We start from the raw sequence: 16530 nt of genomic DNA, 5'->3' as shown, positions 1-16530 counted from the left end.
TTATTAATTACGTTTAGAGCTTGAGAAACGTCCATAAAAAAATCCAAGTGCATTAAATACACTTGGATTTTTACACATCTATAGGATCATTCAACCGATCATTTTGAGCTTAACTGATCGGCATTACTCATATCGAGACCGTTTTTAGTATCACTTTAAAGACAAAGACTCTTTAGCCAGTAATACCACTATGACGAAGTAACGCATCAATTTGTGGCTCACGACCACGGAACTGTTTAAACAACGTCATCGGCTCATCACTGCCACCTTTTTCTAAGATGCAGTTTAAGAAATCTTTACCCGTTTGCGTATTAAAGATCCCTTCCTCTTCAAAACGAGAGAATGCATCTGCCGATAGCAATTCGGCCCATAAATAGCTGTAGTAACCGGCGCTATAACCACCAGCAAAGATATGGCTGAAACTATGTGGGAAACGGCCCCACTCAGGGCTTGGTACTACAGATACACGCTCTTTAACTTCAAATAGCGTATCAAGCACCTTAGCGCCCACCTCTGGATCGTAGTTAGTGTATAGCGTGAAGTCGAACATGCCGAACTCCAACTGACGCAAAATAAACATCGCAGATTGGAAATTCTTCGCAGCCAGCATTTTCTCTAGCATTGCTTTTGGTAGTGGTTCGCCAGTCTGATAATGACCAGAGATAAACGCCAGCGCTTCTTCTTCCCAACACCAGTTCTCTAAAAACTGACTTGGTAGCTCAACCGCATCCCATGGCACACCATTGATACCCGACACAGCAGGAACATCAATTTGAGTTAGCATATGATGAATACCGTGGCCCGTTTCGTGGAATAGCGTTACCACCTCATCATGGGTAAAGAGCGCAGGCTTATCACCTACTGGCTTATTAAAGTTACAGGTGAGATAAGCCACTGGCGTTTGTAGCGAACCATCTAAACGAGTACGGCGTACCATGCACTCATCCATCCACGCACCACCACGCTTGTGCTCACGAGCATATAGATCAAGATAGAAACTACCGCGTAGCGTACCGCTGAGATCAAAGATATCGTAGAACGTTACCGACTCATCCCACACTTCAACACCTGCTCGTGGTTTGATTTCCATGCCAAATAGACGATTTAGCACTTCAAACAGACCAGCTACCACTTTTTGTTCAGGGAAATATGGGCGCAACTCTTCATCTGAAATGCTGTAGCGATGTTGCTTTAACTTCTCAGAATAAAACGCAAAATCCCATGGTTCTAAATCAGCAGCACCAAATTCCGTCATGGCGTATTCACGTAACTCAGCCACTTCGCGCTCACCTTGTGGTTTAGCTCGCTCAGCCAGGTTATTTAAAAAGCTCAAAACTTGCTCGGGAGTTTGCGCCATTTTTGTCGCTAGCGACTTTTCACTGTAGCTATTAAAACCAAGGAGACGCGCCAACTCATGGCTTAATTTCAGTTTCTCCGCAATGATTTCACTGTTATCCCATTTGCCTGCATTTGGACCACGATCAGACGCACGAGTAACAAACGCTTCGTACATTTCTTGGCGTAATGCACGATTTTCACAGTAAGTCATCATTGGCAAATATGATGGCATTTCCAAGGTAAGTAGGTAGCCATCCAACTCTTTGGCTTGAGCTGCTGCTTGTGCCGCTTGCAATGCAGATTCAGGTAAACCAGCCAGTTCATTAACATCCACAATATGCTTAGTCCAGCCCATAGTGGCATCTAGCACATTGTTACTAAAGTTAGAAGATAGCTCAGATAGACGCTTGCTGATCTCACCATAACGCTTCTGCTCTGCCGCAGGTAAACCAATACCCGATAGCTCAAAATCTTTTAGTGCATCAGTAATCGTTTTTTGCTGTGCTTGCGATAGTTCGGCAAATTCGTCACTGCCTTTGATGGCTTTATACGCTTCATAAAGCCCTTTATGCTGACCGACCCAAGTACCGTAATCGGATAATAGCGGCAAACAGCTTTCGTAAGCTTCACGTAGTTCAGGGCTGTTTTTCACCCCATTAAGATGACCAATTGGAGACCAAATACGGCTAAGGCGATCATCAGTTTCCGCTAAAGGGGCACAAATTGTCTCCCAGCTCGGTGCTTGAGGATTTGCTAAGACTTGTTCTACCTGAGCGCGGCAATCTGCAATCGCTTGTTCTACTGCAGGTTTTACGTGTTCTGGCAAGATGTGAGCAAACGGAGGCAGATCCGTCATAGAGAGTAATGGGTTAGACATGTGCGTATCCTTTTTTATTCTATTCTTTATTAGATGAGTCTTGATCAGACAAAATTCAATCCTTAGCTACCATCAATTTTAATCGTCCATAATCAGATGAACAGGAAAAGATTGTGTGCTGTGCTGGATATTTAGCCATAATTCGCCATAATACCGCCCTCGCAATATTGCTAACCAACCTACGAGTATCGAATCCCATGCTGAGTTATCGTCACAGTTTTCACGCCGGCAACCACGCAGACGTCGTCAAGCACATCGTACAAAGTCTGATCTTAGATGCGCTTAAACAAAAAGATAAACCGTTCGTCTACCACGATACTCACTCAGGTGTTGGTCGTTATGATCTACAAGATGAGCGCAGTGAAAAAACGGGCGAATACAAAGATGGTATTGCTAAAATCTGGCAGCAACACGATCTACCCACTGAGATCCAAAGTTATCTAGATGCTATTACTGCACTAAACAAAGGCGATGTACTGCGTTATTACCCAGGTTCACCACGAGTGGCACGCGCACAAATTCGTGAACAAGACCGCATGGTATTAACCGAATTGCATCCCAATGATTTTCCTTTGCTACTGCAAGAATTTCGCGGTGATCGTCAGGTAAAAATGTTCAAAGAAGATGGTTTTGCTCGTCTAAAAGCCAGTTTGCCACCCAAAGAGCGTCGTGGTGTGGTGCTGATTGATCCACCTTACGAACTAAAACATGAATACATGGATGTGGTTAACGCAATCAAAGACAGCTATCAACGCTGGGCAACAGGTACTTATGCTATTTGGTATCCTGTGGTTTATCGTGAAAACATCACCAAAATGATCAAAGGTTTAGAAAAGCTGGGCATCCGTAAGATTTTGCAAATCGAATTAGGTGTAGCACCTGATAGTGATGAACGAGGTATGACGGCTTCTGGGATGATTGTGATCAATCCACCATGGAAATTAGAGAGCCAGATGCAAGCAATCCTACCTTGGTTACAACAAGCAATTGCGCCTGAAACAGGCCACCATTTGGTTGAGTGGATCGTTCCAGAATAATCCCAATACCTCACATAGTTTTGAGCAAAAGGCGGGCTTGATGCTCGCCTTTTGTGTTTATTTACGATTATTTCCATCGAATTTATCGATTTATCCCGCTCGTCAACGCTCTGTTTCTTGATTACACTAGGTCACAGAATCTATTAAAAGACATGAGAGATGGAGTAAGGTCATGGCAAAGCATTTTGATTACATCTGTATCGGTGGCGGTAGTGGTGGTATTGCTTCAGCGAACCGAGCAGCAATGTATGGTGCAAAAGTCGCGTTAATTGAAGCAAAAGCATTAGGTGGCACCTGTGTAAACGTAGGTTGTGTGCCAAAGAAAGTGATGTGGCATGGCGCTCAAATTGCTGAAGCAATGCACCTTTACGCAAAAGATTATGGCTTCGATGTTGATATGAAAGGCCTAAACTGGGGCAAACTAGTTGAAAGTCGTGAAGCTTACATCAGCCGAATCCACACCTCTTATGAGACGGTACTTGGCAACAATAAAATCGAAGTGATCAACGGCTTTGCTCAGTTCGTTGATGCAAAAACAGTAGAAGTTGACGGTGAACACTACACCGCCGATCATATTCTCATTGCCGTTGGTGGTCGTCCATCAATCCCGGCCATTCCTGGAGCTGTTCACGGTATCGATTCTAACGGTTTCTTTGAACTCAAAGAGCAACCAAAACGTGCTGCCGTTGTAGGTGCAGGTTACATCGCCGTTGAGATTGCAGGTGTACTAAATGGCTTAGGCACAGATACTCACCTATTTGTCCGTAAAGAGTCACCACTTCGTAGCTTTGATCCAATGATCATTGAAACACTAACAGAAGTAATGGCAGCAGAAGGTCCAACACTGCACACTCATTCTGTACCAAAAGAAGTGGTAAAAGAAGAAGACGGTACGGTAACGCTTTACTTTGAAAACGGTGAATCACACAACACTGATATCCTAATTTGGGCGATTGGTCGTGAGCCAACTACAGACGCTATCAATCTAGCAGCAGCGGGTGTTGAAACAAACAATCGTGGCTTTATCAAAGTTGATGAATTCCAACAAACCAACGTTGAAGGTATCTACTGTGTAGGCGATATCATGGAAGGTGGTATTGAACTAACTCCTGTTGCCGTTAAAGCTGGTCGCCAGTTATCTGAGCGCCTATTTAACAACAAACCAAATGCAAAAATGGATTATGCACTAGTACCAACCGTGGTATTTAGCCACCCACCAATTGGTACAATCGGACTAACTGAGCCAGAAGCCATTGCTCAGTATGGTGCAGAGAACGTGAAAGTGTATAAGTCCGGCTTTACGGCTATGTACACTGCCGTTACTCAGCATCGTCAGCCTTGTCGTATGAAGCTAGTTTGTGCTGGTGAAGATGAGAAAGTTGTGGGTCTACATGGCATCGGTTTTGGTGTTGATGAAATGATCCAAGGCTTTGGTGTTGCGATGAAGATGGGCGCAACAAAAGCAGACTTTGATAGTGTTGTTGCGATTCATCCAACAGGTTCTGAAGAATTTGTTACTATGCGCTAAAGTATTAGCTCTTTAATTTTAAAAGGTCACTTCGGTGGCCTTTATTCTATCTATTCATGCAAAGCCTTCAAAACAACTCTCTTAAATATATATAGAAATTTAAAGGTCACTTATATTAATCTAAAGGAACAAAACTATAGGGTAATATAATGGACAAACACGATACACAGGCAATTGATATTCTATCAAACGGTCATCTATCTACTGCATTTGAAGGTATAGATAACAAAAAGTTACTTCTTATGTTTAGATGTGCTCAACGATACAAGCAAGCAAATCTAGGAGATGACAAAGAAAGACAACGAGCCGATGCTGTAGTTGAATCATGTATAAGAGTCATTCGCTGTTTATATCTTTCACCGAATGCCCACATAAAAAGCTTCCCTAATAGCCATTCACAGACTCTTGATCCTCATCATCAATTTGAAAAGGCACAAGAAAATTATGCAGAAGGCTTCAATCTGTAGTTATGAAAAAGGCCCAGAACAGAGTCCAAGGCCTTCGTTATTTCAGTCGCGAAGCCACATTAGCCGTCGCTTTACTTGTTTAGCTCAAATTACATACGAGCTTTAAAGATCGCAATAATTTCTTCAAGGCTGGCTTTACGAGGGTTAGTCAAAGAACAAGCATCATTCAGTGCGTTTTGCGCCATAAATGCTAGCTTATCTTCAGTAACACCCAAATCACCTAAACGTTGTTTCGTTCCTACCTTTTCAGATAGCGCGTCAATCGCTTCTAGAGCAGCATTAACCGCTTGTTCTTGAGTCATTGCCGAAACATCACCCCCCATCGCTTTTGCAATATCAACAAAACGTTCAGGAACTTGTTGCGCATTGAAACGAGATACTTCAGCAAGAAGAATCGCATTACATAGGCCGTGAGCAAGATCGTAAACACCGCCAAGTTGGTGCGCCATTGAGTGAACATAACCCAATGATGCATTTGAGAACGCCATTCCCGCTAAATATTCACCGTACTGCATTGCATCACGAGCTGCGCGGTTCTGACCATCATTAACTGCCGTTTCTAAATTATTAACAATCAATTCAATTGCTTTAATTGCTGAGGCATCGGTAATCGGTGTCGCAGCAGTAGAAACGTAAGCTTCAATAGCGTGCGTTAATGCATCCATACCCGTTGCTGCGGTCAAGAATTTAGGCATTGCAACCATAAGTTCAGAATCGTTAACCGCAATAATTGGGGTGAAGTGCTTATCAACTACAGGGTACTTAGTTTCATCTTCTTGGTTAGTAATAATAGCAAAAACCGTCATTTCAGATGCAGTACCTGCGGTTGTATTTACTGTTACTAATGGAAGTTGTGGCTTTTTAGAAAGATGAACACCTTTTGAGTAGTCTCGAATATGACCACCATTTGCCGCCACTAATGCAATACCTTTTGCCGTATCGTGTGAAGAACCACCACCAAAAGAAATTACAAAATCACATTGGCTTGTAGCTAGTAACTCTAAGCCATCTTCAATATTTTTTTCTGTTGGGTTTGGCTGAACACCATCATAAATAACATAGTCTAGCTGATGAGAAGCAAGCTCTTCAGTTAACTTGTTTACTAAGCCCACTTCCACTAGCACTTTATCGGTGACAATCAAAGCTTTCTTAAGCTCTTTTGAAGCCAATTCAGCACCTAGGGATTGAATTGCATTTGGGCCCATTAATGTTACAGGAGGCATGTAAAATACATTGCTCATAGTCGTGCTCCACTTAATTTATATGTAATTTTTGTTGTTCTTATCGCACCGTAATTAATGCAATAAGACCTTGAAATCGGTTATTGGATTTGTCGATTCAGCACTATGGCTGTCTGCTTTATTTATGTTGTTTGCTTCGACGAGAAACATCATAAACCTTTCCGATATCACAACAATCCCACAAAAAAAGAAAACACTATTACTAATCTGCAATAATAAATATTACCCAGCTGATTCTTATCTATCCTTTTCTAGCGTGTCAGATAGCCAAAGATATAATGCTATGCACAAGCTCACTTAAGAATAATTAATAACAATAAGCGAATAATTATTTATTTTTTCACTACAGACTATTCCAATCTCAATATAAAAATTGTAATCTGATTTTTTCTGGTTAGGGATGATCAGTAAATAGCTATTTAAGAGAACGAAAATAGATAGCAAGCCGTTGTTTACATTAAAATTACTATCAGAAAGGTTTCATTATGCAAGAACACGTCGCTAAACCACCCGCCAAGTCCAAATCCAACTGGATGATGTTTTTATTACCATCGTTAATTGGCGTATTTTTATTCATGGCTCCGATCAGCTATGACGGCAACATCACAATTCCAATTGCAGTACTAGCAAAAACAGTGCAACAGCTGTTTGAAGGCTCACTGGTTGATATTGTCACCTTTGTGATCAGCTTTACTGCGGTTATGTCGATCATAACTAAAACCATTAAACCTTCTTTTATTACTCGAAACGCTTTCCTTAATGGTTTATTTAATCCATCGACGGCTTGGTTCATCGTACAGCTCTTAGGTGGTGCCTTCGTCCTTATGACCTACTTCGGTTTTGGTCCTGCGATGATCAGCGATGGAGCAACGGGCGGTCTCGTACTGAACGATCTACTTCCCGTACTATTTTCGGTCTTTATTTTTGCTGGCTTACTATTACCACTATTACTTAATTTTGGTCTGCTAGAGTTCTTTGGCACTTTGTTTACTCGCATCATGCGTCCGGTTTTCGGCTTACCGGGTCGCTCATCTGTTAACTGTATTGCATCATGGCTAGGCGACGGCAGTGTTGGCGTACTACTAACAAGTAAACAATATGAAAAAGGCATGTACACTCAACGAGAAGCAGCCATCATTGGTACAACATTCTCAGCGGTATCTATTACTTTTAGCTTGGTTGTAATTACTCAAGTAGGCCTTGCAAACATGTTTGCTCCTTTCTACTTAACAGTATGTTTGGCTGGCTTTGTCGCTGCCGTTGTTGTTCCTCGTTTGCCTCCACTGTCATGGAAAAAAGATGTCTACATTGATGGCACCACAGAAAAAGAAGATTTTGAAGCCGTTCCAGCAGGTCACAACGTTGTAAGTTACGGTCTTGAACAAGCTCTAAATAAAGCTGCGGAAGTAAAAAGCTTACGTGCTGTTGCTTTAGATGGCGTAAAAAATGCGGTAGATATGGTATTTGGTGTGCTGCCAATTGTTATGGCTATCGGTACAATTGCTCTCGTGGTCGCAGAAAACACCCCAGTCTTTGAGCTATTAGGACAGCCATTCATTCCGTTTCTTGAGCTATTGCATGTACCAGAAGCTGCTGCTGCCTCAGAAACTATCGTGGTTGGCTTTGCAGATATGTTCCTACCATCGATTTTAGCATCTGGTATTGAGAGCGAGATGACCCGCTTTATCATTGCGGCAATGTCAGTCACTCAGCTTATCTATATGTCTGAAATTGGTGCTCTATTAGTTGGTAGTAAGGTTCCAGTAAAAATCTGGGAGCTGTTTGTGATCTTTATTCTAAGAACACTGGTCACACTACCTGTTATTGCTGGTGTAGCACATCTAATTTTCTAAAACAAAAAGGCGATCATCAGATCGCCTTTTCTTTTTATGTCTCCACAGGCTTCATCAACCCTTGTAGATCTTAGGGTTGAATACATCTCGCAGCCAATCACCCAATAAGTTAATAACCAATACCAGCACCACCAATACCAGTCCAGGGAATGCGGTGATCCACCAAGCACCCGAGAAAATATAGTTAAATCCAATACTAATTAGAGAGCCTAGCGACGGTTGATCTACCGGTAAACCTAAACCCAAGAAAGACAATGCGGCTTCTGACATAATCGCATTAGCAACCTGTACTGTAGATATCACTAAAATTGGCGATAAACAGTTAGGAAGAATATGACGAAACATAATACGAGGAGCTCTAAAGCCCATAACTTTTGCCGCTTCAACATATTCTTTTTTCTTCTCCGCCAGTACGGAAGCTCGGATAGTACGGGCATACTGTGGCCATTCGGCAATACCTATAATGACAACCAACATCACCACAGCATATTGAGCATACAACTCAGACCCTAATGCGGTTCGAAAAATAGCAGAGATAATGATTGCCACCATCATAGTTGAAAATGACAGTTGAACATCGGCGATGCGCATTAAAAAATTATCAATACGACCACCAAAATATCCCGCGCTTAAACCGATAATAACCCCAAGAATTAACTGCAATCCAACAGCTAACAAACCAATAGTGAGTGATAACCGAGAACCATATAAGATGGTAGAAAAAATATCACGTCCCTGATCATCAGTACCTAAAGTAAAACGCTCATCCCCCTCATCCATCCATGACGGAGGCAGTTCAGCATCCATAATATCGATTGATGACAAGTCATAAGGGTTCGTCGGTGCAATAAAAGGGGCAAAGACAGCCATAGTGGCAAAAGCCATAAAGATCGCAAAACTAACCATTGCGACTTTATCTTTACGGAAGAAATACAAAAAATCGGATTGTTTAAAACGCTGCCAACGACTTGGTGTTGTAATTACTTGCTCACTCATGATTACGCTCCCTTACCCGTTAAATTCACTGTTGGATTAACTAAACCATAGAGCAAATCAACCACAGTATTGGTTACAACAAAGATCAGACCAACAAAAATGACATAAGCGGTTATTAAAGGAGTATCCACTCGATTAATCGCATCCAAAAACAGCAACCCTGTTCCCGGCCACTGAAAGACACTCTCGGTTAGTATGGTATAGGCAATCATGGTACCGATCTGAACACCACCGACAGTAAGCACTGGTAACATAGTATTTTTTAATGCGTGCTGATAATAAATCGCTTGTAATGGTAACCCCTTTGCTTTGGCAAACTTCACATACTCAGAGCTTAAAACTTCGAGCATTTCGGAACGAACCAAACGAATAAAAAGTGGCAACATAATGGAAGCTAGCGCAACACAAGGTAAGACTAAATGCTTTAAACCATCTAAAGTAAAATATCCCGATTCCCACCCAAAAACATTTGTAGTTTCGCCACGACCAAAGGACGGCAGCCAGCCAAGTTCTATGGAAAAAACATACATCAGCATGATTGCAGTTAAAAATACTGGGATGGAAATACCAATACTGCTAAAGGCCATTATGGCTTTCGTTGCGGTGCTATGAGGGTGAATCGCCGAATAGACTCCAAGCGGAATGGATATCACAACGATCAATACCGTTGCTCCAAAGACAAGCTCAAGAGTTGCCACTAACTTATCTAATATCACTTCAGCTGCTGGTCGTTTAAAGGTATACGAAGTTCCTAAATCGCCCTGTACTGCATTAGTGAGAAAACGACCGTATTTAGTAACAAAAGGATCATTTAACCCCAATTCATTACGTAACTCTTGCCGCTCAGCTTCAGATACCGACTGTCCAACCAATTCACGTAATGGATCACCGAGATTATCTTGAATAGCAAACGCCACCAAGCTGATCACAAACATCACTATCAGCGCCTGAAATAGGCGTTTAACCAAAAAAGTAAACATTCCTTGTTCCTCATAAGCTCAGAGCCGACACTCCTATCGGCTCTGTTTACTGCTAATTACTGCTTATCAACCACCAAATCACCAAAATATGGCATTACCATCGGGTTAACGATTTCAGCGGCATGGACATTAGAGCGAGCGCCCCAAGCCTCGCTTTGCCAGTGAAGAGGAACAAAGGCGGCATCTTTATACAGTAAGGTTTCCACTTTCTGCAGCATCTCTTTTCGCTTTGCCATATCTGTTTCTTTATTAGCGGCTTCCACTAACTGATCAACTTCAGGGTTGGAATAGAAACCACAGTTATACTGGCCCTTACCGGTTTCGGTGTTACGAGTCATAGTAAGAAACTCAGTTAAGTTAGCTGAATCTTCCGTATCAGAGTGCCAGCCAATCATCAGCATATCAGCAGCACACTTATCAAATTCAGGCCAATACTGAGCTTTAGGCATGGTTTTTAAATCAACTTTAATCCCTATTTTTGAGAGCATCGCGGCTGTAGCTTGTGCAACTTTGGCATCATTTACATAACGATTATTTGGCGCAATCATTGATAGGTTAAAGCCTTTCTCGTACCCAGCTTCTTTCATTAATGCTTTGGCTTTTTTGAGATCATAACGACCAACAAGCTCAGGGGTATAACCTTGATATCCTTCAGGTCCTTGTTGGTTTGCAGCCGTCGCAAAACCTTTCATGATCTTCTTAACAATACCTTCGTTATTAATGGCATGTACAATCGCCTGACGAACGCGAGGATCTTTTAATGCTTCATTACTGTTTTGATTCATTTGGAAAGAAATAATGCGAGTGCCAGGCAAAGTGACTAAATCAATATCACTGGCTTCTTTAATTCGCTTATGATCATTAGGAGCAACAGGATGGATCATATCAACACCACCCGATAATAACGCCGCAACTCGGGTAGCGTCTTCTTTGATTGGCAAAATTGTAATTTTATCAACATTGCCTTTAGAGTCTTTATCCCAGTAGTCAGCAAAACGAGCAAACTCCAGTTTTACCCCTTGCTCACGCCCGGTCACGGTAAATGGGCCGGTACCTGAAACATGAGTAGAAGCAAACGAGTTACCATGCTTAACCACTTCTGCTTTATCCTTACCATCTTCAGTTTTACCGCTGTAAAATTTACTATCCATCGGGAAGATATAAGTGGCAGTCTGTAGTACCAATGGATAGGTGTCTTTTGAAATCAAATCCACCGTATAATCATCCACTTTCTTCATCTCTGAGTATGGTTCAAAGATAGCTTTAAAATCAGGGGAGTCTTGCAGGCGGTTGAACGTCCAAATCACATCATCGGCCGTCATAGTATTACCCGAATGGAATTTCACGCCTTGGCGCAGGGTAAAACGGAAAGTATGGTCATCGATACGCTGCCAACTTTGAGCTAAACGCGGTTCAAATTCCATTTTCTGAGTAAAACGCACTAAAGGATCAAAAGCCATGTGGGAAAACTGCAGCGTTCCCCCTGATAATTGCTCATGAGGATCCAAAGAAACAGGATCGGAGGCATATCCCACTTTCACTTCAGCGGCTAACGCACTCATACTCAATCCAGCTGCCATTAATGCGACAACCAATTTACTCTTTAAGGTTTTCATTGCATAACTCCTTTACGCGAAATGGGGATCATATCCCTGATGTTGTGTGCTTTTTATCTATTATCCCAAAGCCGCTACTGGCTGTGGCGATTCTTTTAATCCAGTAAACTCAGGCATTAAAGAAATTAACTTTTTACTATAACTATGCTCAGGATCCGTAAACAATTTCTCGGTCGCCGCTACCTCAAGCAATTGGCCATATTGCATAACACCTACCCGATCACACATCTGTCGAATAACCGGTAAATCATGACTAATAAACAACATAGTCAAACCTAGTTCATCTTGAAGATCTTTAAGCAGATTGAGGATTTGAGCTTGAACGGAAACATCCAATGCAGAAGTTGGCTCATCACAAATCAAAAGCCGAGGACGGGTTGCTAAAGCACGAGCAATAGAAATACGTTGACGCTGGCCCCCTGAAAACTCATGAGGATATTTCACCCCAGCAGCTCGGCCAAGACCTACATGATCAAGTAAATCATTCACAACTGCTCGGGTTTGCGTTTCATTTTCTGTCAGTCGGTGGAATCGAATAGGCTCAGCAATAATATCGAAGATTCTCATCCGAGGATTCATAGATGTATAAGGGTTTTGAAATACCATTTGCATCTGTCGACGAAAAGGCTGGCGTTGACGCTCCGATGTCAAAGCGGTGAGATCAATACCTTCGAAGACCACTTGACCAGAGTTAGGTGGATAGAGACCCGCTATCACTCTGGCTATCGTCGATTTTCCAGAACCAGATTCACCTACTAAGCCAAATGTTTCGCCTTCATAAATATCAAAACTCACATTATTTGAAGCTTGAACATATTCACGACGACTGGCAAAGAATGAATCCTTAGTAATAAAACGCAGATTAACTTGATTCACTTGTAATAGCGCACCTTGATAGTCTCGCTGCTGCTCTCGTTGGCCCAACCAATGTGTTTTGATATCAAGCGGCTTCATCTCTTTTGCCTGCTCAATGTAGCTCACTAAAGGAAAACGCTTTAACTTGATATCGGAACGAGGTACAGCAGAGATTAAACTGCGTGTATAAGCATGATTTGGATGATGAAGAACTTGATCTGTCGTGCCAAACTCCACCAAATCACCTTGATACATTACCGCTACCTTGTCTGTCACATTGGCAACGACTCCCATATCATGAGTCACCAACATGCAACCAACATTTTTTTCAAGGCAGAGCTTACGGATAAGATTAAGGATTTGATCTTGAATAGATACATCTAACGCAGTGGTTGGTTCATCAGCAATAATCAGATCCGGCTCACCTGCAAGTGCAATGGCAATGACTACACGTTGACGCATACCACCGGAAAATTGATGTGGGTACTGCTTAATACGAATTTCAGGATCGTTAATGCCTACTTGCTGTAATAGTTCTAATGCTCGTTGATACGCTTGAGAACTAGAAAGCCTTAAGTTTGTCACGATAGTTTCTGTAAGTTGCTGTTCAATCGTGAAGAGTGGATTCAATGAAGTCATTGGATCTTGGAAGATAAAACCCACTTTATTTCCTCTTATCTTCCTCATTTGATCTGGAGTTAAACCAGAAATTACTTCTCCATCTAGCAGTACTTCGCCACTGGCAATATGTCCCGGAGGACTGAGCAGATCTATAACCCCATTGCCCACTGTGGATTTACCAGCACCAGACTCACCAACAACACCCACAATCTCGCCACGTTCAATACTAAATGATAGTGATTTCACTGCAGCAAACACACCATGTCGAGAAGGATATTCTATCCGTAGATTATTTACTTCCAATAACGCCATTTCAGACTCCAACTGTCTAACAGTTCCATTCCATGTCTGTGATATTTCATCCATGAGATTTAGAACAATGCTCTAAATCAGAATACGCTTAATCATTAAGCCAATATTTTACAAAACTACAACAAATCAATACTAACAACTTTAAACAACAAGATATAGATTGAATATTTAATCAAATATTATTCACTTGCATGATTTATCACCGAATAAATAAACAACTAATAATGCGATAAAGATTTTACTTTTAGTTTATCTAACTATAAATACCGTGATTTCTATCAACAATCTACTTTTTTGATCCTGCATATTCTTGCACTATGAGAAAAATCAAACTTTAACAAATTTAAAACATCTTACTATATTGTTAGTCAAATACAGCTTAAATAACAGACAAGGTGGATAGAATTAAGAGGTTTTGCTAATAAAGAAGAATATAAGCAGAATAATATTAGGAGAGGTGGGCTATAAAATATCAAATTATCTACTTTTAATATCAGCCCTATACGATAGGCTAGCTTCTAATAGAAATCTAGATGACTTAAATTACGGGTAAAGCAAGTATAGAGTTATGCAGAGATCTAGCACTTGGAAGCTGAATTTGGCACAAGATATTGCTCTTTCCACTGAGGCTTTCAGTATGAGACAAGGCTGACAGAAGTAGATAATCCAGCATTACAGCTCATAAAGTGACGCTTAGTATTTTTAGCCCCGTAAACATCAAGTAGGGTGAGGCGTCACCGCCTCATCCCTCTTACAGAACCGTACGTACGGACCTCGTATACGGCTCATGTATACTTCCATTCAGCATAATTGCTGAACACATACCCTGTCTTTATATGCCCTAAATTTACCAGCCCTAGGTCGGCGAACCACTGGTTTGGCATCGCATAACTCGCAAGTGGACTCGCTGCATTTTTACAACTATTCATCTTGATGAATAGTTGGAACGGTGGTTTGTACCCAAGCTGCTTTAGCCTGCGGTGCAACTTCATCGGCTTTTTCCATAATTTTAGTTGGATGCTGCGTAGTCTGCGTCTTAGCCATGCTGCTAGGCTCTTAAACTCTCTGCTGGTATTGGCGATTTTAAAATACTGACCAAACCCGCGTAATACTGGGTTCAGGGCATCGATGATCATTGTCAGTGGCTTACCACTATTTCGCCGTGTCATCTGCTTCAACTTTCTTTTGAACCCTTTGATTTTCTTCGGTTGAATACGGGTATAATTACTCCCTATTTCAACGCCTAGAAATTTTACCCCTTCCGCACTGTGTGCGATATGAGACTTCTCTTGGTTCACTTTCAGTTTCAGATCATTCTCTAGTATTTTTCTGGCTTGCTTGAGCGCGTTCTCTGCACCTCGCCGACTTCGACAGAAGATTAAAATATCATCTGCGTAGCGCACGATTCGGTGATTTCGTTTACGCATCTCTTGATCAAAGGCATCAAGGTAGATATTTGCTATCAGCGGACTAATAACTCCTCCTTGAGGACTGCCGATCTCTGTTACATGCCATTCTCCATTCGCTATCACCCCACTTTGTAAGAACTGTTTAATCAGTTCTAGTATGCTGCTATCCGTGATCCGCTTTTTGATACTTGTCAGGATAAGCTCGTGGTCGAGCTTATCAAAGCACTTCGACAGATCCATATCGACTACATGCCGCATACCATATCGACGGATGAACATTGTGGCCTTATTGATAGCATCATGGCAGCTTCTTCGAGGCCGATACCCAAAGCTAGATGGGTGGAACTGCTCCTCGAAAATTGGGGTGAGTAGATCGTTTAAGGTTTGTTGGATAACTCTATCCCGAACACTCGGGATGCCGAGCAATCTTACACCTCCGCCATCTTTAGGGATTTCAACCTTTCTGACTGCTTGTGGTTTGTATTGCTTAGTTTTGAGTTCAAGAAGAAGTTGATCGAGGTTATCACTCAGATTTGAGGCGAAGTCACTCAGGCTCTGCCTATCAATTCCGGCCGCGCCTTTTGCTTTCCACACCTGTTTAAATCCTTTGTAGAGTCGCTGCTTACTCAGCAGATGACCATACAAACTGTAGTAAACTCTCACTCTCTTCCTTTGGGTTGTGCGCTGTATGGGGACAGGATATCTTCTTTTAATGTTGGTCTATTTCACTCTGCTATTTAGCCTTCTAGCACATTGGCAATCTACTAAATTGAGCCTAAGCTACTCCCTTGTACAGTTTCTCGTTCTAGACCTCTTGTTCCCAAGAGCTCCATTGCGGAAGACTCCGATAGCGAGTCGGTTTGTGTACCACTAAAAAAAATACCTGCTCATCACAGACTTAAAAGTATACTTCCTCCCTTCGCAGCACCTCATCGCTTTTGGCTAATGGGCACCCCAACAGACGCGTTGCTGTTGGTCAGCTTAGTTTTCCCCTCCACACCATTACTGGGCTTCACAGGCCAAGCCTTACTCGCTACTACGGATTCATCTGCCACCTCACACCAACTCCAGCCTTGGCTCTCACCTTGAGCTAGTGCTTCTGGCCTTATCCTGATGTGATGCCAGGTTTCCCCAGTTACTGCACTGACTCCCTATTAACGATGCCACCCTCAAGCACAGCATAGGTCTGACTGAGTATAGGGCTTCGCGATATTTCGGACGCTTACCCACCTATACTGCCGAAGCAGGTTTACTTGCGTTGTGTACTGTTAACTTCCTATCGCTTCCTTCAGACCCCACCGTTGGCCAGTGACGCCCTTGCGACTCGGATTATCTTCCCCTCAGTCGGGGTGATTCAGATTTCTTTCAATCTGACGGGTTTGCCAGCTTCGCTGGGCAAA

Annotated in this window: 11 protein-coding genes; 4 read left to right on the top strand and 7 right to left on the bottom strand. The window is 42.2% G+C overall.

Annotated features, from left to right (window positions below):
• Positions 1 to 172: 172 nt before the first annotated feature.
• On the bottom strand, positions 173 to 2215 hold the full coding sequence (gene prlC / locus CTN07_RS21085; RefSeq protein ID WP_005302096.1) for an oligopeptidase A: 2043 nt from the start codon (positions 2213 to 2215) through the stop codon (positions 173 to 175).
• Between the two features lie 197 nt (positions 2216 to 2412).
• Here prlC and CTN07_RS21080 point away from each other — a divergent pair, with 197 nt between their 5' ends.
• The 3 genes from CTN07_RS21080 (at position 2413) to CTN07_RS21070 (ending at position 5247) form a co-directional block, all read left to right on the top strand.
• The gene (locus CTN07_RS21080) at positions 2413 to 3252 is read left to right on the top strand and encodes a 23S rRNA (adenine(2030)-N(6))-methyltransferase RlmJ (protein WP_036764591.1); all 840 of its coding nucleotides are present in this window, start codon (positions 2413 to 2415) and stop codon (positions 3250 to 3252) included.
• 172 nt (positions 3253 to 3424) lie between these two features.
• Positions 3425 to 4780, top strand: a complete 1356-nt coding sequence (gene gorA / locus CTN07_RS21075) for a glutathione-disulfide reductase (protein ID WP_005302102.1) — start codon at positions 3425 to 3427, stop codon at positions 4778 to 4780.
• Positions 4781 to 4929: 149 nt separating this feature from the next.
• Positions 4930 to 5247, top strand: coding sequence for a hypothetical protein (locus CTN07_RS21070; RefSeq protein ID WP_036764593.1), 318 nt, complete (start codon positions 4930 to 4932; stop codon positions 5245 to 5247).
• An 89-nt stretch (positions 5248 to 5336) separates the two neighbouring features.
• Here the strand turns inward: CTN07_RS21070 and CTN07_RS21065 are convergent, their stop codons facing one another.
• On the bottom strand, positions 5337 to 6488 hold the full coding sequence (locus CTN07_RS21065) for an iron-containing alcohol dehydrogenase (protein ID WP_005302105.1): 1152 nt from the start codon (positions 6486 to 6488) through the stop codon (positions 5337 to 5339).
• Between the two features lie 485 nt (positions 6489 to 6973).
• On the opposite strand from CTN07_RS21065, the gene CTN07_RS21060 reads away from it, so the two are divergent.
• The gene (locus CTN07_RS21060; RefSeq protein ID WP_005302108.1) at positions 6974 to 8341 is read left to right on the top strand and encodes a YjiH family protein; all 1368 of its coding nucleotides are present in this window, start codon (positions 6974 to 6976) and stop codon (positions 8339 to 8341) included.
• A gap of 54 nt (positions 8342 to 8395) precedes the next feature.
• Here CTN07_RS21060 and CTN07_RS21055 read toward each other — a convergent pair whose 3' ends face one another.
• The 5 genes from CTN07_RS21055 to ltrA form a co-directional block, all read right to left on the bottom strand.
• Positions 8396 to 9337, bottom strand: coding sequence for an ABC transporter permease (locus CTN07_RS21055; RefSeq protein WP_005302110.1), 942 nt, complete (start codon positions 9335 to 9337; stop codon positions 8396 to 8398).
• A 2-nt stretch (positions 9338 to 9339) separates the two neighbouring features.
• Entirely contained in the window at positions 9340 to 10317 is a 978-nt protein-coding gene (locus CTN07_RS21050) for an ABC transporter permease (RefSeq protein WP_005302113.1), read from the bottom strand.
• 56 nt (positions 10318 to 10373) lie between these two features.
• A complete protein-coding gene (locus CTN07_RS21045) occupies positions 10374 to 11933 on the bottom strand; it encodes an ABC transporter substrate-binding protein (protein ID WP_005302114.1) in 1560 nt (519 codons plus the stop codon).
• A 60-nt stretch (positions 11934 to 11993) separates the two neighbouring features.
• Positions 11994 to 13721: a dipeptide ABC transporter ATP-binding protein gene (locus CTN07_RS21040; protein ID WP_005302117.1), complete on the bottom strand. Its 1728-nt coding sequence runs from the start codon at positions 13719 to 13721 to the stop codon at positions 11994 to 11996.
• Between the two features lie 785 nt (positions 13722 to 14506).
• Entirely contained in the window at positions 14507 to 15793 is a 1287-nt protein-coding gene (gene ltrA, locus CTN07_RS21035; protein ID WP_005302120.1) for a group II intron reverse transcriptase/maturase, read from the bottom strand.
• Between the last annotated feature and the right edge of the window lie 737 nt (positions 15794 to 16530).

Source organism: Photobacterium damselae (assembly GCF_003026815.1).
Taxonomy (GTDB): Bacteria; Pseudomonadota; Gammaproteobacteria; order Enterobacterales; family Vibrionaceae; genus Photobacterium; species Photobacterium damselae.
The sequence above is the reverse complement of the archived record's forward strand: the minus strand, read 5'-3'. Positions and strand labels throughout refer to the sequence as shown.

Bases quoted from the DNA above. Each gene is read 5' to 3' on its own strand.
- CTN07_RS21060 (WP_005302108.1), top strand. From the start codon at position 6,974: ATGCAAGAACACGTCGCTAAACCACCCGCCAAGTCCAAATCCAACTGG.
- CTN07_RS21050 (WP_005302113.1), bottom strand. From the start codon at position 10,317: ATGTTTACTTTTTTGGTTAAACGCCTATTTCAGGCGCTGATAGTGATG.
- prlC (WP_005302096.1), bottom strand. From the start codon at position 2,215: ATGTCTAACCCATTACTCTCTATGACGGATCTGCCTCCGTTTGCTCAC.
- CTN07_RS21045 (WP_005302114.1), bottom strand. From the start codon at position 11,933: ATGAAAACCTTAAAGAGTAAATTGGTTGTCGCATTAATGGCAGCTGGA.
- CTN07_RS21070 (WP_036764593.1), top strand. From the start codon at position 4,930: ATGGACAAACACGATACACAGGCAATTGATATTCTATCAAACGGTCAT.
- CTN07_RS21055 (WP_005302110.1), bottom strand. From the start codon at position 9,337: ATGAGTGAGCAAGTAATTACAACACCAAGTCGTTGGCAGCGTTTTAAA.
- CTN07_RS21065 (WP_005302105.1), bottom strand. From the start codon at position 6,488: ATGAGCAATGTATTTTACATGCCTCCTGTAACATTAATGGGCCCAAAT.
- CTN07_RS21040 (WP_005302117.1), bottom strand. From the start codon at position 13,721: ATGGCGTTATTGGAAGTAAATAATCTACGGATAGAATATCCTTCTCGA.
- gorA (WP_005302102.1), top strand. From the start codon at position 3,425: ATGGCAAAGCATTTTGATTACATCTGTATCGGTGGCGGTAGTGGTGGT.
- CTN07_RS21080 (WP_036764591.1), top strand. From the start codon at position 2,413: ATGCTGAGTTATCGTCACAGTTTTCACGCCGGCAACCACGCAGACGTC.